Genomic DNA, 23,489 nt, shown 5'->3' with positions numbered 1-23,489 from the left:
TCCATAAAAGTAGAATGTTATACTCCTTGATAGATTATAGCATTATACTTTTATGGACTCCTAACAATTCTTTTATAAGAAATTATTTATCCTATTAATTAAAATGCATTGTTACCACCATCATCGCCATCTTCACATTCAGACAATGTAGCTTCCACAAACATAGCCCAACTTCTTCCGTCAAACTCAGGACCTTCTGCCCATGCTGTTTCACCATTACCGTCTGGACCTTCTACTTCAGCATGCGCTGCAAAGCAATAATTATCATCCAAACCTTCTAATGAAATTATGTAAACTACTTCATAAGGTGTTATAGAAAAAGGTTCTGTATATTCAAACTGTCCAATTTGTGGATTCCCTGAACCTGTAAGTGGAACCCAGTCCTCATCACAATTTCCAACACTTAAATGTGTGGTCCCTATTATCCAGTCACCATTGCTAGAAAAGGTAATAATTAAGTTGTCGCCATCAATATCTGCAGTCACAATTCCTGCATCATAATTTTGTCCAGCAATAAGTGCGGTCGTAAAGCATGGTTCATCAGAGGCCACTTCTTCAATATCTATTTGTTCTTCAATACTTTCATTCTCTGTACATGAAGAGAAGAGTAATACTGTGAATAGAAAATATAAGAGATAGTTTTTTTTCATAATATATAGAGATTTGGGGTTAATAAAAATCTAATATAAAATGATAAAAAACGAAATGCATAATTTTTAGACAAATAGCGTTTTTAATTAACAAATTAAAGAATTTTCTTACTTTAATTTGTTTTTCATAGTTAGAAACTATAAAAGAATTTTTGTAAAAGATAAACTATTGTGTTCTGTAATTTTTATCAATGTAGGCAATGGCCTGGTCTTGACTTAAAATCGCAAGCTTTTTATACCGATTATGAACATCTACTATTTTATCAAGTGCTTTTTCTACTAGAACTTTATTCTCCCATGTATTTAAATGCGCCACGACTGTTTTTAAACATCCTTTTTTATAAGCAATTTGCCAATTGTTAGATATCCTATTTTTCTAATGTAAGTATCTTCATTTGAAAAATAAGTTATAATGTTTTCAGTTTTCCCAAGAGATAAATCATTAGCAATCTCTAGATTGATTTGCCCAACAAGTTGATCACGTTTTGGTTTTGAAAGATTGTAGGAAGCCATTCAGTTTAATTTAGTTAAATTGCTATGTAAAAATAGGACAAAACCATGACTAATATATTTGACCAAAAGGAAACAGAAACTGTTATAAATAGAATCAACAATTTAAGAGTTGAAACCAAACCAAAATGGGGAAAGATGAGTATTGATCAGATGTTAGCACATTGCAACGTAGCTTATGAAATGGTTTACGAGGATATACACCCAAAACCAAAAGGGTTAAAAAAGATGCTTGTAAAATTATTAATAAAACCCTTTGTTACAAATGAAAAACCTTATAAAAAAAATGGCCAAACTGCTCCACAGTTTCTAGTGAAAGATTCTAAAAACTTTGAATTAGAAAAAGAACGACTTATAAACTACCTTGAAAAGACACAAAGCTTAGGAGAAAGTCATTTTGACAATAAAGAATCACATTCATTTGGAAAACTCACTACAAACGAATGGAATAACCTATTCTACAAGCATATAAACCATCATTTAAACCAGTTTGGAGTTTAAATGATAGTTTTATTTTATAAAATTTTGAACTATTACTATTCAAAAACAACCGTAGACTTCTCTTTCCCAACCGTCAACTCAACAATCTGTCCTAAAACCATCGCACGATTATCCTTCTCATGTCCAGCAGGCATACCAAATGCAATAGGAAAATCATAATCTACTAAAGCATCTAAAATCAATTGCTCTACAGATGTTCCCCAAGGCGTCGTATTTTTTCGCATTCTACTCATATCTCCAACTAAAAGACCTACACAATTATCAAAATAACCTGCACGTTTCATACTTTGTAACATGCGATCTATATGATATTTATATTCTCCTATTTCTTCAATAAATAAGATTTTTCCGGTGGTATCAATACTTTCTTTAGAGCCTAACATGGTGTGAAGAATTGTAAGGTTTCCACCAACTAATGGTCCGCTTGCCTCACCTACTCTATTATATGTTGAGCCTTTTAGGATATAATCAACCTGATTTCCAAAGATTGTAGATTTAAAAGTCTCTACAGTTTCTTTTATTTCTGAAATATCTTTTGTCAAGCTCACACACATCATGGCATGAATACTTTGAAACCCTTCATTATGAAACTGATTGTGTAACGCTGTAATGTCACTATAGCCAATGAGCCATTTTGGATGTTTCTTAAATGCAGTATAATCTAATTTATCTAAAATTCTAACGGTTCCATATCCTCCTCTTGCACACCAAATCGCACTTATTGTTGGGTCATCTAATGCTTTTTGAAAGTCCTCACAACGTTCTGCATCTGTTCCAGCAAAATGATCACCCTTACTAAATACATGTTTACCAACTACAGCGTGTAAACCCCAACTTTCTAAAAGTTCTAAAGCCTGAGCAACTTCATCATTTCTGTTTTTTAATATTCCTGAAGGTGCTACGATAGCAACAGTGTCGCCTGCTTTTAAAAATTGTGGTTGTATCAAAACAGTTTGTTTTTTTTGGACAGATTTATCTTGAGCGGTTACATTTCCGAAGAAAAAAGAAACGCATATCAAGATTAAAAAAGAATGGGTTTTAGACATATTGTAAATGTAAATGATATTTGACACATTTGAAAAGAGATTTTCAATACTTTTTATGCCAACCAAAACCAAAGTTTAAGCCTAATCCAAAATAATTAACCTCTCCCAAGCTTCCAAATAATTTAACTCCAAAACTTCGTCCAAAAGACGTTGGTTGTCCTACAGGAATAATTCCATAAAAGACTCGAATTCTTTTTTTTCTAGCTTTAAAAATATTGAAATTTAATTCAAAAGGAATAGCCATATATGACTTTCTGAATTTAATTTTATCTCCATCAATATAATGTGAATATTTCACTAAATTGGTAGATAAACCTGCCGATAAACTCAAAGCAGACCCATTAAAAACAAACCGTTTTCCATAGAGTAATGCAAACTCATTCATAGAATCTCCTCCTGTGTATCTTGGGAAAATAAAAAGAGCAGCTAATCCAGGATCAGGATTTTCTTCAGCAATATAAGTGGTTCTAAAAGTAAATAAATCTTTATTTACTTGATAATTTACATCAAAACCTAGAGTCAAACCTTTTACTTCATTACCACTATTGGCACCACCAATCATGAAATTCCCATAAATTATTGGATTTGATTCTGATCGCGTTGATTCTTCTACATTTTGAGCTAAACATAAACTCATAAAAAAGAATACTAAAATAAAATTATAGTACTTTTTCATTGCTTTTTCATCAAATCTAACAAAAAAACATAACCAAATTTCATTTGGACAGTTAAGAGTTAAAGAATAAAAAACTTAATGATTATTTTTACACTCAAATTATAAACACTTATGTCAACACATCCAAAACGATATACAATTACTGCAGCTTTACCATACACCAACGGTCCAATTCATATTGGTCACTTAGCTGGTGTGTATGTACCTGCAGATATTTATGCACGCTATAAAAGATTAACTGGTAATGACGTGGCATTCATTTGCGGAAGCGATGAACATGGAGTGCCAATTACTATTAAAGCGAAAAAGGAAGGTGTGACACCTCAAGATATCGTTGATAAATACCATGCGATTATCAAAAAATCGTTTATTGACTTCGGAATTACCTTTGACAACTACTCACGTACCTCTGCAAAAATTCATCATGATACTGCTCAAGAATTCTTTAAGACACTTAATGATAAAGGTGAATTTATAGAAGAAGTTACAGAGCAATTATATGATGAAGAGGCTAACCAGTTTTTAGCAGATCGTTTCGTAACAGGAACCTGTCCAAAATGTGGAAACGAAGAAGCTTATGGCGATCAATGTGAAAATTGCGGTTCTAGTTTAAACGCAACAGATCTAATCAATCCGAAATCTGCAATTACTGGTAATGTTCCAACGTTAAAAGAAACGAAACACTGGTTTTTACCACTAGATAAACACGAAGTTTTTTTAAGAGAATGGATTTTAAAAGGGCATAAAAAAGACTGGAAACCTAATGTCTACGGACAAGTAAAATCATGGCTTGACGACGGTTTGCGTCCAAGAGCTGTAACTCGCGATCTTGATTGGGGAATTCCTGTTCCTGCTCCAGGAGGCGAGGGCAAAGTGCTTTACGTTTGGTTTGACGCACCAATTGGTTACATCTCTGCAACTAAAGAATGGGCTGCACGAGAAGGTAAAGATTGGGAACCATATTGGAAAGATGAAGACACCAAATTGGTTCATTTTATTGGTAAAGATAATATCGTTTTTCACTGTATTATTTTCCCTTCAATGTTAAAAGCAGAAGGTTCTTATATTTTACCAGATAACGTGCCAGCAAATGAGTTTTTAAACTTAGAAGGTAACAAATTATCAACGTCTAAAAACTGGGCTGTTTGGTTGCCAGATTATTTAGAAGATTTCCCAAACCAGCAAGATGTGTTGCGTTATGCGTTGACTGCAAATGCTCCAGAATCTAAGGATAACGATTTCACTTGGAAAGATTTTCAAGCAAGAAATAATAATGAATTGGTGGCTATCTTCGGAAATTTTATAAATCGAGTTGTCGTCCTTACCAATAAATATTACGAAGGTGTTGTACCTGAAGCTTCAGAATTTTCTGAAATTGATAACGAAACATTGGCTGCAATTAAAGCATATCCATCAGTTATTGAAAGTTCTATTGAACGTTACCGTTTTAGAGAAGCAAGTCAAGAGTTGATGAACTTAGCACGTTTAGGTAATAAGTACTTAGCAGATGAAGAACCTTGGAAACTCATCAAAACAGATGAAGTTCGTACAAAAACGATCATGTTCGTCGCACTTCAAATTGCTAGTGCTTTAGCAACATTGAGTGAACCGTTTTTACCATTTACTTCGGAAAAACTAAAAGGGATACTTTGTCATTCCGCACTTGATGCGGAATCTACTTGGAGTGACATTTCAACTAAAGACATTCTACTTCCGTCAGGACACCAAATAGGAAAAGGTGAATTATTATTCTCAAAAATTGAAGATAAAGCTATGGATGAGCAATTAGAAAAATTAGCAGCTAGTAAAAGAGCAAACGAAGCAGCTAATAAAGTAATCGAGCCACAAAAAGACATCATAACGTTTGAAGATTTTACGAAACTTGATCTACGAGTTGGAACTATTCTTGAAGCCGAAAAAATGCCAAAAACGAAAAAACTTTTAATTTTAAAGGTAGATACAGGAATTGATACAAGAACCATAGTTTCTGGTATTGCAGAAAGTTTTACTCCAGAAGAAGTGGTTGGTAAACAAGTAACCGTTTTAGTCAACTTAGCTCCAAGAGCATTGCGAGGTGTTGAAAGTGAAGGGATGATCTTAATGATCGAAACTCCTGAAGGTAAATTGGTTTTTGTAAATCCTGATACTGCTGTTAAAAGTGGTTTGCAGATTAGTTAATTAATAATATTTGGCCAGATTTTTGAATAAATTATTAGAAACTAAAACAACATGAAATTATTTACATTAAATATGTTTGTAATACTTGTATTGGCTACAAGTTGTAATTCAACAAAAAAAGAAAGTATTACAAACTCAGAAGACACTAATATAGAAATAGAACTCACAAACAACGAAACGTCTTTTGAAGATACAAAATGGAAATTAGTAACGTTAATGGGTAAAGATGTGAGTGATAAAAACGCATTTATTACGTTCTCTTCAAATGACAATAAAGTTTATGGTAATGCAAGTTGTAATACTTTTAATGGCTCATACCAATTAAAAGAAGGTTTTAGAGTTTCGCTATCAACAATAGCAGCGACTTTAATGGCTTGTCCAGATATGTCTATTGAAACTGCTTTTCTAGGAATTCTTGAAAAAGTAGATAATTACTCACTAAACGGAACCACAATGACACTTAATAAAGCTAGAATGGCTCCTTATGCTGTTTTTGAAGCTGATAAATAAAAACATATTACATATTTAAAAACCTCTCAACTTAATACTGGGAGGTTTTTTTATTTCAAATTCTTTCCTAAGGTTACTTACTATTTCAAATGAAGTAACAATTAAATGGTTTGCATCATTCAAGACATTGTACCATGATTACTTTAGCTTAAACTAAAAAAATAATCATGAAACAATTAATAGCAATCTGTTTCGCAGTGTGTTTATTATCCTGTGGAGTATCAAAAACAGTTAAAACTTCAAAAAAAGTCATAAAAGGGAATTGGACTCTAAGCAACATTACCTACAGTAAAACAGGAACGTATAATGTAACATTATTTAACGATGCAAGTAAAGATTGCTTTGAAGGCAGTAATTGGCAATTCATCCCTAATAATAATACTGGTATCTATACAATTACTAAAAGTGATTGCACCACAGGAGGACGTTACTTCAATTTCACTATTCAGGAAGTTGACGAAGCTACAGGATATTATGATTTTCTTTTAAAACCTACAAATGAAAAAGGAAAATCTGAAACCAATGCTGGTTTTCGTCTCAATTTAACCTCATTAACAGATTCTCAAATGCAATGGCAACAAACCGTCAATATTGATGGTGTCCCATTTATCATTAATATAAACTTTACAAAAACCCTATAATTATGAAAACGTATATAAATAAAATAGCAATAATTGGTTTTACCATTGTTTTAACAATGAGTATGATTAGTTGTAAGGCTGTAAAAAACAGTAATAATAAACAAAAAGGAGCTGTAATTGGAACCACAGGTGGAGCAATATTAGGTGCCATAATTGGCAATAATGTAGGCAAAGGTGGTAATGGAGAATTAGGTGCTGTTCTAGGTGGAGTTGTTGGAGGAGGAGCTGGCATACTCATTGGTAACAAAATGGATAAGCAAGCACAAAAAATCGAAGAAGAAATCCCTGGAGCTGTAGTAGAACGCGTTGATGATGGTATCGTCGTTACTTTTGATGAAAATAGTGGTGTTTATTTTGCTACAGACAAATCAAATATAAATTCTGCATCACAAGCGACACTAAATAAATTAGCTAATATATTTGCAGAATATCCAAACACTAATATTTTGGTTGTAGGTCATACAGATAGTGTTGGAACAGAAGATTACAATATGACTTTATCTAAAAATAGAGCGTATTCTGTAACAAACTACTTAATAAATAAAGGTTTATCAAACGGAAGATTTAACACGAATTGGTTTGGAGAGTCGCAACCAAAATATGATAATAATACTGCAGATGGTAGAGCAAAAAACAGACGTGTAAATGTTGCCATCGTTCCAAATCAAACTATGATAGACGACGCACAGCAACAAGCAAATCAAAATTAAAAATTCTTTTAAAATCATTCGGCAATTAACGCTGAGTTAAATATATTACCGACCTTATACAAAACACGTATAAGGTCTTTTTTATGATAACATATATACAACAAAACACTAAGCTTCCAAAAGACAGTATCATCAACACTGTCAATTTATTAAACCAAGACTGTACGATTCCTTTCATTTCAAGATATAGAAAAGAAGCTACCGGAAATTTAGACGAAGTTCAAATTGGAGATATTGTAAAATATAAGGAGCAATTTGAAACCTTAGAAAAACGAAAAGCTACCATTTTAAAAGCTTTAGAGGAGCAAGGCGTTTTAACTTCAGAATTAAAAACAAAAGTAAACGCTTGTCAAGACAGTACAACTCTAGAAGACTTATATCTACCTTATAAAAAAAGCAGAAAAACAAAAGCAGAAACCGCTCGCCAAAACGGATTAGAACCGCTTGCAAAAATCATCATGTCACAAAACAATGGTGATTTAGAATCTACTGCGCAGCGCTATGTAAAAGGTACTATTTCTTCTTCGGAAAATGCTCTGGAAGGCGCAAGACATATCATTGCAGAGTGGATAAATGAAAGATCAGATATTAGATCAAACCTAAGAAATCAATTAGAACGTCATGCCATGATTTCAACAAAGGTTGTGAAGTCTAAAAAGGAAGACGAAAGCGCACAAAAATTTAGAGATTATTTTGAATGGGAAGAAGCCTTAAGTAGAATTCCTTCTCACAGATTACTAGCTATTTTAAGAGCTGAAAACGAAGGTTTTATTCGTGTAAAAATTGAAATCGATAATGAACGTGCTTTAGATTACATAGATCGTAAAATCATTAAAAGTCAAAACGCATGTGCAGATCAAATTGAATTGGCCATTTCAGATGCTTATAAGCGTTTACTATTCCCATCGCTAAGTAACGAAGCGCTTCAAAAAGCAAAAGACAAAGCAGATGAAGCTGCAATTTCAATATTCGCCAAAAATTTAAAGCAGTTATTGTTGGGTTCTCCACTTGGAGAAAAACGCGTTTTAGCGATAGATCCTGGATTTAGATCTGGATGTAAACTAGTTTGTTTAGATGAAAAAGGCGATTTAAAACATAACGAGAATATTTATCCGCATGCTCCAAAAAACGATCAGATTGGAGCCATGAAAAAAATTAGTTTTTTAACCGAAGCTCATAAAATAGAAGCCATCGCTATTGGAAACGGAACTGCATCAAGAGAAACCGAAGCTTTGGTAAGAAAAATACATTTTAATACAGATGTTCAAGTTTTTGTGGTGAGTGAAGCTGGAGCTAGTATTTATTCAGCATCAAAAATTGCTCGAGACGAATTCCCTAATTATGATGTGACGGTTCGTGGATCGGTTTCAATTGGGAGGCGTTTACAAGACCCTTTGGCTGAACTAGTAAAAATTGATGCAAAATCTATTGGTGTTGGTCAATATCAACATGATGTAGACCAAAGTAAACTCAAGAAAGAATTGGATGTGGTTGTCGAAAACTGTGTAAACTCAGTTGGTGTTAATATCAATACTGCGAGTCATAGTTTATTGAGTTACGTCTCTGGAATTGGGCCAAAACTCGCTGAAAACATTGTGAATTACAGAAGTGAAAAAGGTGCATTCTCATCAAGAAAAGACATCAAAAAAGTGCCAAGATTAGGTGACAAAGCTTTTGAGCAAGGTGCAGGATTTTTAAGAATTAAGGATGGGGAAAATCCGTTAGACGATTCGGCAGTTCATCCAGAAAGCTATCCAATCATTCAACAAATGGCAAAAGATGCTAGTGTTTCAATTTCCGAATTAATAGGAAATAAAACACTCCTTCAAAAGGTGAATTTAAAAAACTACGTTACAAATACAGTTGGATTACTCACCCTAGAAGACATTGTAAAAGAACTAGAAAAACCAGGTTTAGATATTAGAGAACAAGCAAAAGTATTTACGTTTAATCAAAATATCAAAACCATTAATGACTTAAGTGAAGGTCAATTATTACCTGGTATTGTCAATAATATTACAGCTTTTGGGTGTTTTGTAGACGTTGGAATTAAAGAAAGTGGTTTGATTCATGTGTCTAATTTATCAGACAGTTTTGTGAAAGATGTTAATGAACATGTGCATTTGCATCAGCAAATTGTTGTAAAAGTTTTAGATGTTGATGTTGCGAGAAAACGAATTCAGTTAAAATTACACAACAAATAACCTTATTAGAATAAGAATAGCTTCCTATTTTGAAAGGAATAACAAAATTGTGCTCGAAATAACCTTATATCATAATATAAAAGCTTCCTTCATTTTAAATTAGCAATTATAAATATGAAGATGTTTTGATATTCAACTGTACCCTAATTAGTTGTTTGAAAAAAAAAATAGAATAATAAATTACAATTTAAAATAAGTTTTATTAAACATTTAGCGATTTTAATGATTGAATTTTAGATAATTCATAAAAATAAAATACTATTCATAAACAATATTGAATTTATTGTGGGAAAATTGTACATTATTCCACTAACCAATACTTAATTTAAATATGAAAAAAACTACTTCTTTAAAATTATCTAAACAACTTGCAAAATACGGAGCCTTAACAGCAGCCATTGTAGGTGTTAATGACGCTAGTGGACAATCTATAATCTATGACGATATTGCAGATTTTACAGGTGGTATTGGAGACACATTTCAAATTGATCTAAACAATGATGGGACTGATGACTTTCAAATAAGACATAATGGAAGTTCAAATTTATACATTGATCCATTAACTGCAAGTAATGATGTTTTGGGTTCTGGTGGAGCTACTTTTGCCTATCCATTTGCGCTTAGTAATGGAGCGACCATATCTAGTGGTGCTGCATCTTGGTATAATAATGGATTTTCAGGCGGTTTTCAATCCTTAAATTATGGATCTTGTAGCTATGGTAACTGGTGTAGCATAACAGACGGGTTTTTAGGACTTAGGTTTAACATTTCAGGTAGCATACATTATGGTTGGGCTCGTCTTGATATTGATGCTTCTGGTGATGTATGGACTATTAAAGATTTTGCTTATCATGATACTGCTGATACAGCACTTAATGCAGGACAAGAAACTTTATCTGTTGGCACAAGTGTAATAGAGGACATTAAAATCGTAGCTTTAAACAAAAGTATAGGATTGTACAATTTATCAGATGCTACTAATTATCGATTAGTAAATATGGCAGGAAAACAAATTTTAGATGGTGAAACTACAGGTTCTAGTTTTGTTATTGAAGCAAACGCTATAGCAAACGGTATTTATATTCTAGAATTAACTGATCCAAATTCTAAAGCAGTAATTAGAAAGAAACTTGTATTATAATTATTGATACAGTTTAAAATAATTTAAAAAGCGTTTACACAGTGTAAACGCTTTTTGTTTTAAATCTTGTTTCGATACAATGTTTTGTCAACACAAGATTTCATGAGATCTTGATTCATTTCTTTACCAATGAATGATACTACTTTTTCAATGGTAGTGTTTGTATCGTTTAACGCGTCTTTATAATTTACATAAATTAATTCTACGCTTGGCTCCTTGTCTTTCCATGTTTCAACTTGACTTAAATGTCTTTGATAAGTATTAAATAATTTTATAGGAAATGTTTCTGCATCTCTACCTATCATTTTTTGTTGCGATTTTACCACTTCATTTAAATCTCGATTCATGAAAATAACTTTATAACGATATTTAGGATCTAGAAATTTGAGTAAAGGAGCTACAACTTTAAGGGATTTATTTTGCGCTTTATTTAACCAACTATTATCATTATGCAAAGCCATAACAGGATCATATTCAAAATAGCCTTTGGGATTTGACTCATCAGCTTGTCTGTTAGAATCTGACAAAGCTTTAAGCCCTCCTTTATCTAGCATTTGCATCATTAAAGAGGTACCTGATCTTGGTAATCCAGAAACGATCACAATTTGATCTTTTCTGTATTTAAATTCACTTTTATCTCTAAACTCAATAGGTGTATTTATTTTCTCTTGAATGTTTTCTATCGCTTTTTCTGCACGATGATGCGTTTTTGGTTTTAATTTAGCTGCTGTTTCATAGGCTTTTTGTGCATTTTCTATGTCTCCTAATTTTTCAAGCGCTTCTCCTAACGTATAATGTGCTTCTGGGAAATATTTTATTAATTCAATAGCTGTAAATGCATGATCTGCAGCTTTTTCATAGTCCTTAATTCGAATTAAAACAACTGCTAACGCTTGATGATAACTTGCATTATCAATTTCAAATTTCAAAGCACTTTCAAACGCTTCTTTGGCATCTTCAAAACGATTTAAACGAGTATAAATTTTCCCTATTTGAAACCAAACTTGTCCGTTAGGCTTGTTGTTTTTCGCCTTAACTAAAAGATTTAAAGCTTGCTGTGTTTTATTTTTACCTAGCAAAATTTTAGCTTCAGAAAAATACATATTAATCTCAAACTTTTTGTCGCGTGTTCTTAGCTCATTAAGATATGCTTCGGCTTTATCAAAATCTTGTTCATCTAAGCAAATAGTCAATAAATCCATATAATAAGGAATGACATCTACAGGCTCTTTTTCTTGAATGAGTTCTAATAGTATCTCTTTTGCATTTCTATAATCCTTTTTACCAAGATAAACCCGAGCCAAGTTATGTTTTAAATCGCATTTAGTTTTTAAAATAGATACTTCTATTTTTTCATCTGGACGCTCAATATAACCCAAATCAATTAATTGTTGCATGGTTTCTTGATCATTTAATTGATCATGATTGTTCTCTTTTTTATGCTCTCCAAAATCACCTTCAACATTTTCCCAACTCTCTATAAATCGTGGCGGTTTTACCTCTTCAAAAATATCTAAAGCAATTTTACCATCCATATCTTTACCAATAGGCAAATCAAACATATGTAAAATGGTTGGAGCAACATCGACTAAGCCTAATCCAAAAATCTTTTCATTCTTTTTGATATTGGGTCCAGCAGCAACAAATATTCCAAATTGTCTATGTTCTAAAGCAGGAGCTGCTTGATATTTTGGCATTTTTAAAATACGTTTATTTCCAGACTCATAACCATGATCAGACATCACAATAACAGTTGTCTCATCATCTACTAAATCTAACATTCTTCCCAACATCATGTCTTGAAAACGATACGCACTAAAAATACATTCGTTATATATTTCAAATAATTCTTGAGGAATTGGACCTAATTTAGGTGGATGAAATTTCATAAACGCATGGCAAAAATGGTCTATAAAATCAAAATACACACCCATAAAATCCCATTCAGTAGTGCGCATCAAATTGGTAGCAGCAGCATGCAGAGAAACGTTTTCGGCCATAACTTTAGAAAACGTTTGTAAACTTTGATCTTTTTCTTGATTAATTTTTCCTGCCTTTGGTATGAAAGGTAAAATATGGGCTTCTGTTATTTCAGAAGGGTGTAAGCGTAAATCATGTAAATCTTTAACTAACTCATTTGGATGAATTGCTCCATCAACAATTGGGCTTTTAATATTTGGATTAATGTTAACTTTTTGAAATTTATCTGTAACGACAACACCATTTATTGGCTCAGCAGGAAAACTAGGCCACCAACCCACTAAATTACTTTTTAGACCTTGATTATGAAAAATATTCCAGAGCGCTCTAGATTTTCTAGATGAAACCGTTACTGGTCTTATACCTTTCATATCTGGCATCAACTCTAAAAACCCTAAAACACCATGTTTATCTGGTGTTTTTCCAGTTGCAACCGTTGACCACAACATTGGAGAATAAGGTGGATTCATGGTACTCATGTTGCCATAAACCCCTTTATTTATAAGTTTTTTTAAAGCTGGCATTTGACCTTTAGCTAACAAAGGGCCAATAATTTTCCAGTCTGCAGCATCCCAACCTATTAAAAGTACTTTATTCTTTTTCTTCATCTTTTCTTTTTTGTTGTGCTTCCTTTTTCACTTCACGCCATGCTCTCAAACCAATATCTCCTAAAGCCAAAAGCCCAAGAGATCCTTTTTCGGTTATCTCAATAGATTTATTTTCTAATTCTTCACTCATATTTTTAATGTTGGTAAGCCTAAAAATAGTATAATTCTAAGACGTATATTTACACTTTGAAGTTTTTAAATATAAAATGCTCAAAATAGCCCTTCATCCTATTTACAAACACCCATTACCAGAAGGTCATCGTTTTCCAATGCTCAAATATGAATTGCTACCTCAGCAACTTCTATATGAAGGTTCTTGCTCAAAAAATAATTTCTTTGAACCAGAAATCCCAAGTGATAAACATATTTTGAGAGTTCATACACAAGATTATTTTCAAGACTTAAAACAGTTAACTTTAGATAAACGTGCTGCTCGAAAAATAGGCTTTCCGTTAAGCAATATTCTCGTTGAACGTGAAGTCATTATTGCTGATGGAACTATAAAAGCTAGCGAATTTGCTTTACAACATGGCATAGCAATGAATATAGCAGGAGGTACACATCATGCCTACACTAATAGAGGTGAAGCTTTTTGTTTATTAAACGATCAAGCTATTGGAGCTAGATATCTTCAGCAGAAAAAATTAGCAGATAAAATCTTAATCGTTGATTTAGATGTACATCAAGGTAACGGAACTGCTGAGATTTTTAAAAACGATAACTCAGTATTTACGTTTTCTATGCATGGAAAGAATAATTATCCTTTTAAAAAGGAAATTAGTGATTTAGATATCGCTCTAGAAAATGATGCTAATGATGTAACCTATTTAAATTTACTTTGTAAAATACTTCCCAAATTAATAAAACAAGAACAGCCTGACTTCATTTACTATCAATGTGGTGTTGATGTTATTGCAACAGATAAATTAGGAAAATTAGGCATGACTATTGATGGTTGTAAACAACGAGATCAATTTGTATTAGAGACTTGTAAAACCAATAAAATTTCTGTGATGTGCAGTATGGGTGGAGGTTATTCTCCAGATATTAAAACTATTGTTAATGCACATGCTAACACATTTAGATTGGCTCAAGACTTATATTATTAAGGACATGAATTTTTAACTAAATTTTATTTATTCATTTGTAAGAAAATAAAGCATTTTAAAGTAAATTTATACTCACTATCAACCACATATAATGAAAAAATCATTACTTAACAATTGTAACTATTTAATATTTTCGCTTTTTAGTTTTATTTTTTTCTTCGGAAATTCTCAAAATTCAAATGATACTCTTCTTTTTGAAGCCTATAAAAACTACTCAAAACTTCCACGAGAAACTACATATGGTCACCTAAACAAATCCACTTTAATCAAAGGTGAGAGTTTAGGATTTTCTATTTATCTTTTTGATAAATACACCAAAAAATCATCTACACAAACTAAAAATGTCTATATCACGATTCAAAATAGATCTGGTAAAGTCTTAAAAAAACAAATGATTTTAGCAGAAAATGGTGTGGCTTCTGGGATAATTGAAATTGATAGCTTATTTAAATCTGGTAATTACGTTTTTAAAGCCTATACCAATTGGATGCGAAATTTTGAAGAGCAAAATTTTTATGTACAGCACATTAAAGTGATAAATCCAGATGATGACGCTTTTATTGAAGCTGATGATGACGAGCTATTTGATCTAGATGCACAATTTCTACCAGAAGGTGGTCATTTATTACTCAATACTAAAAACACAGTTGGAGTGGTCATAAAAGATGATTACGGGTTTGGTGTCCCTAATTTAAAAGGCAAGGTTTTAGATAGTAATGGTGAAGAGGTAACTAACTTTGAAACTAACATACATGGAATTTCAAAATTTGAATTTACTCCTCTAGCGAGAACAGTTTACACAGTTTCATTTAGTGACGAAGAACAAACAGAGATAACACTAGATATTGGTGAATCTAAAGGTATCAACATGAGTCTTATTGATACTAATGATAAAATTGCTTTAGTTTTTAGAACTAATGAAATGACTTTGCAAGATATAGCGAACAAATCGTTCAAACTTACTATTGGCAATGGAAGCTTATTAAATGTATCTGACATCATTTTTAATGACAACTCTGAAATTAAAGCCTTTATTAGTCACAAAGACCTCACTCCTGGTATGAATATCATTACACTATTTGATGAAAATAATAAACCATTATTGGAACGTTTATATTTTAATTATGACGGTATCAAATCTATTGTAACTGGTGTACCAAGTGTTGAGAAAATAAATGATTCTTTGATTATTTCAATCCCTTCCTCTACAATTAATTCGAAGCTATTTAATAATTTAAGTATTTCGGTTTTACCTTCCAACACAAAATCATACAATCATCATCACAATATTTTTTCTTACACGTTTTTACAACCTTACATAAAAGGTCGTATTGAAAACGCTAGATATTATTTCACTAATCCAGATAAAAAAAAGAGAGCTGAATTAGATAACTTACTAATAACTCAAGGCTGGAGTAGTTATGACTGGACTACAATTTTTAATAACCCTCCTTCTAATCAATATGAATTTGAAGATGGCATTTCTATTAATGCAAATTTAAACAACACAAAAGGTGATACATTTTTAATTTACCCTTTACAAAATTCTCCTAGTGTTACTGTGGGAATTAAAGAAGGTGAAAGCAGCTTTTCTGCTAGAGGGTTTTTGCCATTAAAAAATGAACCTTTGAGAATCGGAATGATTGACAAACAAAATAGAGTAAATAAACCTAATCTTTATGTTCAATTTTCTCCAATTGAAATTCCAGGTTTAGGTCACAAATTCTCGTCATTAAATTATAAAAATAATAATGCATTTAGGTATGATGCATCACTTCCTATACTAGATGAATCATGGAATAAAATTGAGACATTAGATACTGTACTTTTAACTGTAAAAAAAGAAGAAGAGCGTATTGAGAAAATTAAACGCTTAAATCGTGGTAGAGTTTATGTTTTTGATGAAAATAAGAGAAATAATATACCAGACTTTGCATCCTATATAAGTAGCAAAGGCTATACTGCGGTGGTCCTCATTCATCCAGATAAGCCAAATGAATTAAAAATTGAAAGTAACATCAGGAAAACATATGGTACTGTAACTGAAACTAGTGAAGGTATTGAAATATACAGTAACGTTGCTCCCTTAATTTACCTTGATAAAATGCTTATAGCCGATTTCAATCAATTAATGTATCTTGATATGTCAAGTGTAGACTACATAATTATTGACAAACAAGGTATTGGAGAAGGTATGAGAGGTAGTAATGGTGTAATTAAAATTTTTACAAATCCTTTATTAAGAACGGAAGGGTCTAACTATAGTGTTGAAGCCTATCAAAACATAAAATTCCCACAATCATTTACTATATCAAAGAAATTTTACACACCAACCTACTCTACATATTTAAATGAATTTTATCAAAACTATGGTGTTATAGACTGGTTTCCAAATTGTAAAACTAATAATATTGGCACCACTCAAGTAAAAGTCTTAAATACCAAGAATAAAGAAATAAAACTTTTCATTGAAGGCATTGCTAATGATGGAGAGTTTATCTCTGAAGAAAAAATTATAACAATCAACTAGAATAATAATACAAATATTATGATTAAAAATCATTACCTCAAATTAACACAGTTTACATATGTGATTCTTATTGTATGTATGTTTTCAAGTCTTACTACTGAAAGTCAAAATGAAGATAAAATATCTACAAATTATAATGAATATGTAAAATCACCAAGAGAAGTTGCTTACGCACATCTTAACAAATCGCTTTACTTAAAAAATGAAATCATTGGTTTTAATGTTTATGTTTTTGACAAAAACAGTAAAACACTTTCTAATGTAACAACAAACGTATATTGCTCAATTGAGGACAGTAATGGGAAAACTTTAAATAAAACGCTTATTCTTGCTGAAAAAGGTGTCGCTAATGGAAGTTTTATTGTGGATAGCACATATACATCTGGCAACTATACTTTTAAAGCCTATACCAATTGGATGAAAAATTTTGATGAACAAAACTTTTACCTACAAGAAATCAAAATTATAAATACAGATCAAGAAAATGACCTTTCAACGCGCACAGAAGCACCTGCTATAGATACACAATTCTTGCCTGAAGGTGGTCACTTAATATCAAATATTAAAAATGTTGTTGGTGTTGTTATAAAAGATGATTCTGGCTACGGACTCAAAGAAGCTGAAGGTGTCATTAAAGACGCAAACGGATTACTTATCACCAATTTTAAAACTAATCAATTTGGTATTGGAAAATTTATATTCATACCAGAAGAAGGAAAAGATTACACTGCAGAAATAACATATGATGATCTTACTTCTAAGGTAAATATCAAACCCGCAGAACGAACAGGCTTGAACTTAAGTCTTAATGATTTAGGCTCTAAAATTGCTTTAACGGTTAGATCAAATGCTATAACCTTGGAAAATATTAAAGGAAAAAACTTTAAAATTGTAATTCATAATGGAAACATAATTAAGTCATTAGACCTAAGCTTCACAGACAATCAAAATATCACAAAATTGATAAATCATAGTGATTTATACTCTGGTATAAATATTTTTACCCTTTTTGATGAGAATGATAATCCCATTTTAGAACGTTTATTTTTTAATTATGATGGGATTTCAATTTTAAATTCTGAAAATGAAAGTATCACTAAATCTATAGATTCTATAACAGTTTCTGTGCCATTTAAAAGTATTAAAACATCAGATTTTCATAATTTAAGTATTTCTGTTCTTCCTTATGGAACGACATCATATGAAACTAATCACAATATTTTATCATATACTTATTTACAACCTTATGTAAAAGGCTATATAGAGAAAGCACGTTATTATTTCACAGCTGTTGACAGAAAGAAAAAATTTGAGCTTGATAACCTATTACTAACACAAGGCTGGAGTAGTTATGAATGGAACTCTATTTTTAACTATGAACCTGAAATAAAATTCAATTTTGAAAAAGGTATTTCGGTTAACGCTAATGTCAATAAATCTAAGAGCAATACATTTATCATATATCCCATGATTAATAGCTCTACCCAAACTATTGTAGTACCTGAGAATGAAAAAACATTTTCTATTGTAGGTTTACTTCCTGTAGATGAAGAAAAAATTATTTTAGGATCTATTAGCAAAAAACAAGACGTTGAGAAACCAAATCTCTATTTGCAGTTTACACCATCATCAATCCCTACAATAGATAATTTTATAAAAACACTACCACTTAAAGTAAAATCTATTTACGATTCTAAAATAGCAGAACCTATTTATAATAACTCTACTTTTGATGCTCAAGAATTAGACCTTGTAGTTATTAATGCTCAAAAAGAAAAAGTAAGAGTTGATAAAATTCAACGTGGCCAGCCAAACGGACAAATAGATATTTTTGATGAAGACGATCGCAATAGATACCTTGATTTTGCATCTTACATCAGTAATAAAGGATTTAATGTAACACAAAGCGCTGTCTCTATAGGTATTACTACCCAACGAAGAATCACCATTAACAGCTCTAGTACTCCACTTATTTATCTAAACAAGATGCAACTATCAGATTTTAGCGTTTTACTCAATCTAAATATGAGAGACGTTGATTATGTTGTTGTAGACAAAACTGGTGCAGGAGAAGGTATGAGAGGTGCTGCAGGTGTTATTAAAATATTCACAGATTCTAACATAGGATTTAGAAATACAGCATCTAAAGATATTTCTCAAGAATCTAAAATTCCTTTAACTTTTACTACTCCAAAAAAGTTTTATGCACCATTATACTCTAGTTATCGTAGTGATTTCTTTAATCAATATGGTGTTATTGACTGGATTCCAAATGGAAAGATTGATAGTAATGGTAATTTCACTTTCAAAATTGTAGACAAAGGTATTGAGCAGATTAAGTTGTTTATAGAAGGGACAGCTAATAATGGAAGTTTCATTTCCGAAGAAAAAATAATTACGCTCAATTAAAAGCATCTGTAATGTTTTTGATTCTATTAGGACAAAGACCTTATGACAAAAACATTTACAGAGTTTTCTACAAATGCGACCCTAAACGTTGGTAATGAATATTTACTAACACCTTTTAGTGACTCTAAAGCCATTGGTTTATACACTTTTATTTGGGCTACAAAATCACCTATAAAAGTTTTGGTAGATGGTGTACCGTTGACTATCAATGCACATCAAATTTTGTCATTAACTGCGATTCAGTACTTTCAATTTATAGAAGGTAGTGATGCTATTGTGTATCAATTTAATCGCGAATTTTACTGTATTAAAGATCATGACAAAGAAGTTGGCTGTGTTGGTTTGTTGTTCTTCGGAAATGAGCATATCCCAGTTATTACTTTAATTGAAGATGAGCAACGCAGATTTAGTATTCTCCATAGTGTGTTTTTAGAAGAGCTAGAAACTACAGATACGATCCAGGCAGAAATGTTAAGAATGCTCATGGCTAGGTTTATTATTAAAACAACAAGGTTACTTAAAACCGAAACTGGAAACAAACCAACCTTAAAGGGAACTAACGACACATTAAGACATTTTAATTTGCTTGTTGAAAGCCATTATAAAGAAGAACACAGTGTATCGTTTTATGCAGATAAACTTAATAAATCTCCAAAAACGCTATCTAATAGTTTTGCTAAGTATAGTAAGAGTCCGTTACAAATTATACACGATCGTATTGTACTCGAAACGAAACGTCAATTATTATATACAGATAAATCTTCAAAAGAAATTGCCTACGATATTGGTTTTGATGATGCGTCGCATTTAAGCAGACTCTTTAAAAGACAGACCTCTGTAACGCCATCGGAGTTTAAAAATATAAGTAAAATACTCAATTAGGGAAAAATTGACATTTCACAGGGAATAACCTCCATTTTTTCAACTTGCCTGCTATTGCATCTTTGCAGTGTTAAACAAAAACACTTATAAAGATGAAATTAAAACACATATCTATTTTCAATCTAATTGAAATATTCAGAACTAGCCAAAAAAAAATCGTCAACACGATAACTCCTAAAACACACTGCGAGCAAAAGCATATTCACGATTTCTATTGTGATGCAGAGAAACCTCATGTGAGTTAACATTTCCGAAGAAAAAAACCATAAAGGGAAAAATTGACAACTCAAAAGGAAAAACAACCATTTTAACACACTAATACACATCGCATCTTTGCAGTGTAAATAATTACTAAACAATTTTAAAAAATATACACATGAATCGAGCATACTGTAAGTTTTATTATTCTTAAGAATTTTTATTAGCGAACAGCATGTGACCATCAAAAAACAATTAAAAACAAACACATGAAAACATTTAATATACCAACAAGAGAAAACGTAAGTGAAAACAATCAAGCAATTTTTGACAACCTAAATAAAGCTTTAGGGTTTGTCCCAAATTTATATGCAACTTATGCTAATAGCGATACTGCATTAGAAAACTATTTAAATTTTGCAAACGCAAAAACATCATTATCTGCTAAAGAAAAAGAAGTTGTAAACTTAGCGGTAAGTCAAGTCAATAACTGTATCTACTGTTTATCTGCACATACAGCAATTGGCAAAATGAATGGTTTTAATGATGCTCAAATTTTAGAATTAAGAGCTGGTAGAGCATCATTTGATAATAAATTAGATGCTTTAGCTAAACTAGCAAAAAACATTACTGAGAACAGAGGAAATACAGATCAAGATGTTCTTGACAACTATTTTGAAGCTGGATATACAAAAGGAAATTTAATTGACACGATATCATTAGTTGGTGATAAAACGATTTCAAACTATGTACACAGTACAACTAAAGTACCTGTAGATTTCCCATTGGCACCTTCATTAGAAGAAACATTTGCATAACATAAATAAAAACAATTAATAATACATAAAATAAATACAAGATGAAAAAAGTAATTTCAATATTCGTAATGGTTATCGCATTTACATTAACTACAAATGCTCAAGACAAAATGGCTAAAACAGCTGTAAAAACAATATCGTTAGAACAAACTAAAGGTGTTTTTACTCAACAAGAAGTGACTTTAAAAGAAGGCTCGTACATTTTTGAGATTGCAAATAACAATGTTGGTCATGATGTAGGGTTTGTTTTAATTAAAAAAGGAACAGATGCTTCTAAACCTGAGAATCATATTAAAACAGCTTACGTTACAGAGGTTGTAAGTAATAACAAAACCCAAAAATCTAATGTTACGGTTTTAGAGAAAGGTGAGTATGTATATTTTTGCCCAATGAATCCAACACCACAATATACATTGACGGTAGAATAATTCCCCAAATTATAAATAACAAAAAAGGCTTCCGTAGTGGAAGCCCTTTTTTATTCTAAATATCTAAATACTCTATTTACCCAACATCAATAATTCGTTACAAATGATTTCTGTTGTGTAACGTTTTACGCCATCTTTATCATCCCAAGATCGGTTTGTCAATTTTCCTTCTATGGCAATTTCTTTTCCTTTGGTGATGTATTCTTCTACGACTTTTACGAGTCCGCCACGCACTACGATATTATGCCACAGTGTTGACCATTGTTGTTTAATTCTAAAGAAGACAGCGGAGCTACCTTCTTCATCTTGAAATTGATTGTTTTGTTATTAAATAGTATTTCTGTGGTTGTAGATTCAATAATAGAACGCTTCTCTGCCCTATCTAGATTTCCCCAATTATTATAAAATTCTAATGATTTTGATGCTATTTCATTAAAAGAACTCTTTGCGTTTTGTAAAGCTTCTAGTTCTAATTGTAAGTCTTTTATGTTCTGTCTTAATTGTTCTGTCTTCAGAAAAACAGGTTCATAATGTTTCTTAAATCCAACTGTAGGAATTTCACCTGATAGATTAAGTTCAACTAGTTTATCAAGTCTCTTTTTAACTTTCTTAAACTTATTTTCAGCAAATTCTATCTCATCCTCTTTCAGTTTTATTTCAATAGCATTTGATTTATTATATTCACTTAATTCATCATTAGATTTTAGAAATTGTTTTAATCGAGTTAAGAAGATATCCTCAAGATCTTCTTTTCCTATTCCATATTTACATTCTTTGCACGTGTATCTATTACTTCTAGATTTTATAGACATCTTATGTCCATGTTCACATTTAATAATGTTTGTGAATAAATGAATTCTCTTGTTGAGAGGTTGCTTGAATATACTTCCCTTCTCTTGTTCTCTTATAATAGCATTTACTGACTCCCATTTTTCTTCCGACACTAATTGAGGACATTTCAGATATTCCCATTCAGATTGAGGTTTTAGTCCTGTAGGATTATCCTTAGTCACTGGAGTTTTATAATTAAACTTACGCATTCCTTTTGCATCTGTATTTTTAAGAAGACGTCGTATGGTTGTATCAGACCATGCTTTATCTTTTCTTGTTCTATATCCTTTATCATTAAGTTTTCGAGCCACCGTAGACATTCTTTGATGTTCTAAAAATAAATCAAACATGAGTCTTCTAACAGGAGCTTCTTCTTTATTGATAACAACTTTAGCATCTACAATGGTAAAACCATGACTAACCGTTCCACCAGTAAATTTCCCCATGCTTCTGCGAGTTTCAATAGAAGCGAGCATCCGTTCTAAATTGTTCTCTCGTTCCCATTGTCCCATTGCTGATATCATCGTATAAAAAAGACGTCCACTTGAAGTAGATGTATCTATTGACTCGCTTAGAGAGATTAAACTTGCATTATGCTCTTGAAAATATTTTGAATAGAATAATAGTTCTTCAGTATTACGGGCTAATCGAGCAAGTTTGCTGAAAATAATCCCTTCAATAACACCCATCTTAATATCATTGAGCATTTTTTGAGTTTCTACCTGATTTAGAGTCGTCTTTCCAGATATTCCAGGAAGCACATAAACACGCACCACATTCCACCCTTTAGAGAAAGCAAATTGCCTTGCACGCTCTTCATGTATTTCAGGACTCTCCTTATTTTTCTTATCAATAACGCTTACGCGAACAAATATTCCAACATTCATATTGTCAGTGTTTTAACTCTAAAATAAGACATGTTTTAGTCA

20 protein-coding genes and 1 pseudogene are annotated in these 23,489 nt (G+C 31.7%); 13 read left to right on the top strand and 8 right to left on the bottom strand.

Going from position 1 to position 23,489, the window contains the following annotated elements:
- Nucleotides 1–98: 98 nt before the first annotated feature.
- Nucleotides 99–650 (bottom strand): hypothetical protein, encoded by a 552-nt coding sequence (locus IM744_RS01675; RefSeq protein ID WP_194506343.1) that lies wholly within the window; start codon nt 648–650, stop codon nt 99–101.
- A 324-nt stretch (nt 651–974) separates the two neighbouring features.
- Nucleotides 975–1,163 (bottom strand): hypothetical protein, encoded by a 189-nt coding sequence (locus IM744_RS01670; protein ID WP_194506342.1) that lies wholly within the window; start codon nt 1,161–1,163, stop codon nt 975–977.
- A gap of 45 nt (nt 1,164–1,208) precedes the next feature.
- Between IM744_RS01670 and IM744_RS01665 the strand changes: the two genes are divergently transcribed.
- Nucleotides 1,209–1,661: a DUF1569 domain-containing protein gene (locus IM744_RS01665; protein WP_194506341.1), complete on the top strand. Its 453-nt coding sequence runs from the start codon at nt 1,209–1,211 to the stop codon at nt 1,659–1,661.
- Between the two features lie 35 nt (nt 1,662–1,696).
- On the opposite strand, the gene IM744_RS01660 is transcribed toward IM744_RS01665, so the two are convergent.
- Nucleotides 1,697–2,707 carry a S66 peptidase family protein gene (locus tag IM744_RS01660; protein ID WP_194506340.1) on the bottom strand — a complete coding sequence of 337 codons (1,011 nt, stop codon included), beginning with the start codon at nt 2,705–2,707 and terminating at the stop codon, nt 1,697–1,699.
- A 43-nt stretch (nt 2,708–2,750) separates the two neighbouring features.
- On the bottom strand, nt 2,751–3,383 hold the full coding sequence (locus IM744_RS01655; RefSeq protein ID WP_194506339.1) for a hypothetical protein: 633 nt from the start codon (nt 3,381–3,383) through the stop codon (nt 2,751–2,753).
- Between the two features lie 111 nt (nt 3,384–3,494).
- Here IM744_RS01655 and metG point away from each other — a divergent pair, with 111 nt between their 5' ends.
- The 6 genes from metG (at nt 3,495) to IM744_RS01625 (ending at nt 10,767) form a co-directional block, all read left to right on the top strand.
- On the top strand, nt 3,495–5,561 hold the full coding sequence (gene metG / locus IM744_RS01650) for a methionine--tRNA ligase (RefSeq protein ID WP_194506338.1): 2,067 nt from the start codon (nt 3,495–3,497) through the stop codon (nt 5,559–5,561).
- Nucleotides 5,562–5,612: 51 nt separating this feature from the next.
- A complete protein-coding gene (locus IM744_RS01645) occupies nt 5,613–6,071 on the top strand; it encodes an META domain-containing protein (RefSeq protein ID WP_194506337.1) in 459 nt (152 codons plus the stop codon).
- A gap of 167 nt (nt 6,072–6,238) precedes the next feature.
- A complete protein-coding gene (locus tag IM744_RS01640) occupies nt 6,239–6,712 on the top strand; it encodes a lipocalin family protein (RefSeq protein ID WP_194506336.1) in 474 nt (157 codons plus the stop codon).
- Nucleotides 6,713–6,714: 2 nt separating this feature from the next.
- The gene (locus IM744_RS01635) at nt 6,715–7,422 is read left to right on the top strand and encodes an OmpA family protein (RefSeq protein WP_194506335.1); all 708 of its coding nucleotides are present in this window, start codon (nt 6,715–6,717) and stop codon (nt 7,420–7,422) included.
- 83 nt (nt 7,423–7,505) lie between these two features.
- Nucleotides 7,506–9,626 carry a Tex family protein gene (locus IM744_RS01630; protein WP_194506334.1) on the top strand — a complete coding sequence of 707 codons (2,121 nt, stop codon included), beginning with the start codon at nt 7,506–7,508 and terminating at the stop codon, nt 9,624–9,626.
- A gap of 331 nt (nt 9,627–9,957) precedes the next feature.
- Nucleotides 9,958–10,767, top strand: a complete 810-nt coding sequence (locus IM744_RS01625) for a T9SS type A sorting domain-containing protein (protein WP_194506333.1) — start codon at nt 9,958–9,960, stop codon at nt 10,765–10,767.
- Nucleotides 10,768–10,826: 59 nt separating this feature from the next.
- Here the strand turns inward: IM744_RS01625 and IM744_RS01620 are convergent, their stop codons facing one another.
- Nucleotides 10,827–13,355 carry an alkaline phosphatase family protein gene (locus IM744_RS01620; RefSeq protein ID WP_194506332.1) on the bottom strand — a complete coding sequence of 843 codons (2,529 nt, stop codon included), beginning with the start codon at nt 13,353–13,355 and terminating at the stop codon, nt 10,827–10,829.
- Nucleotides 13,339–13,485: a hypothetical protein gene (locus IM744_RS01615; protein WP_194506331.1), complete on the bottom strand. Its 147-nt coding sequence runs from the start codon at nt 13,483–13,485 to the stop codon at nt 13,339–13,341. The genes IM744_RS01620 and IM744_RS01615 overlap by 17 nt, the downstream gene beginning before the upstream one ends.
- A 76-nt stretch (nt 13,486–13,561) precedes the next feature.
- On the opposite strand from IM744_RS01615, the gene IM744_RS01610 reads away from it, so the two are divergent.
- The 6 genes from IM744_RS01610 to IM744_RS01585 all read left to right on the top strand — a co-directional run bounded on the left by IM744_RS01610 (nt 13,562) and on the right by IM744_RS01585 (nt 21,729).
- A complete protein-coding gene (locus IM744_RS01610; RefSeq protein ID WP_194506330.1) occupies nt 13,562–14,464 on the top strand; it encodes a histone deacetylase family protein in 903 nt (300 codons plus the stop codon).
- 91 nt (nt 14,465–14,555) lie between these two features.
- A complete protein-coding gene (locus tag IM744_RS01605; protein WP_194506329.1) occupies nt 14,556–16,994 on the top strand; it encodes a hypothetical protein in 2,439 nt (812 codons plus the stop codon).
- Between the two features lie 18 nt (nt 16,995–17,012).
- Entirely contained in the window at nt 17,013–19,403 is a 2,391-nt protein-coding gene (locus IM744_RS01600; RefSeq protein ID WP_194506328.1) for a hypothetical protein, read from the top strand.
- A gap of 42 nt (nt 19,404–19,445) precedes the next feature.
- Nucleotides 19,446–20,285: a helix-turn-helix domain-containing protein gene (locus tag IM744_RS01595; RefSeq protein WP_194506327.1), complete on the top strand. Its 840-nt coding sequence runs from the start codon at nt 19,446–19,448 to the stop codon at nt 20,283–20,285.
- 467 nt (nt 20,286–20,752) lie between these two features.
- Nucleotides 20,753–21,301, top strand: a complete 549-nt coding sequence (locus tag IM744_RS01590; RefSeq protein WP_194506326.1) for a carboxymuconolactone decarboxylase family protein — start codon at nt 20,753–20,755, stop codon at nt 21,299–21,301.
- Between the two features lie 41 nt (nt 21,302–21,342).
- Entirely contained in the window at nt 21,343–21,729 is a 387-nt protein-coding gene (locus IM744_RS01585; RefSeq protein WP_194506325.1) for a cupredoxin domain-containing protein, read from the top strand.
- A gap of 72 nt (nt 21,730–21,801) precedes the next feature.
- On the opposite strand, the pseudogene IM744_RS01580 reads toward IM744_RS01585, so the two are convergent.
- Nucleotides 21,802–21,984: pseudogene (locus IM744_RS01580) on the bottom strand (single-stranded DNA-binding protein); the annotation flags it as partial.
- Nucleotides 21,963–23,447, bottom strand: a complete 1,485-nt coding sequence (locus tag IM744_RS01575) for a recombinase family protein (RefSeq protein ID WP_194506324.1) — start codon at nt 23,445–23,447, stop codon at nt 21,963–21,965. The pseudogene IM744_RS01580 and the gene IM744_RS01575, both read right to left, overlap by 22 nt.
- Between the last annotated feature and the right edge of the window lie 42 nt (nt 23,448–23,489).

The sequence above is a fragment of the Psychroserpens luteus genome (genome assembly GCF_015319355.1).
Taxonomy (GTDB): domain Bacteria; phylum Bacteroidota; class Bacteroidia; order Flavobacteriales; family Flavobacteriaceae; genus Psychroserpens; species Psychroserpens luteus.
The sequence above is the reverse complement of the archived record's forward strand: the minus strand, read 5'-3'. Positions and strand labels throughout refer to the sequence as shown.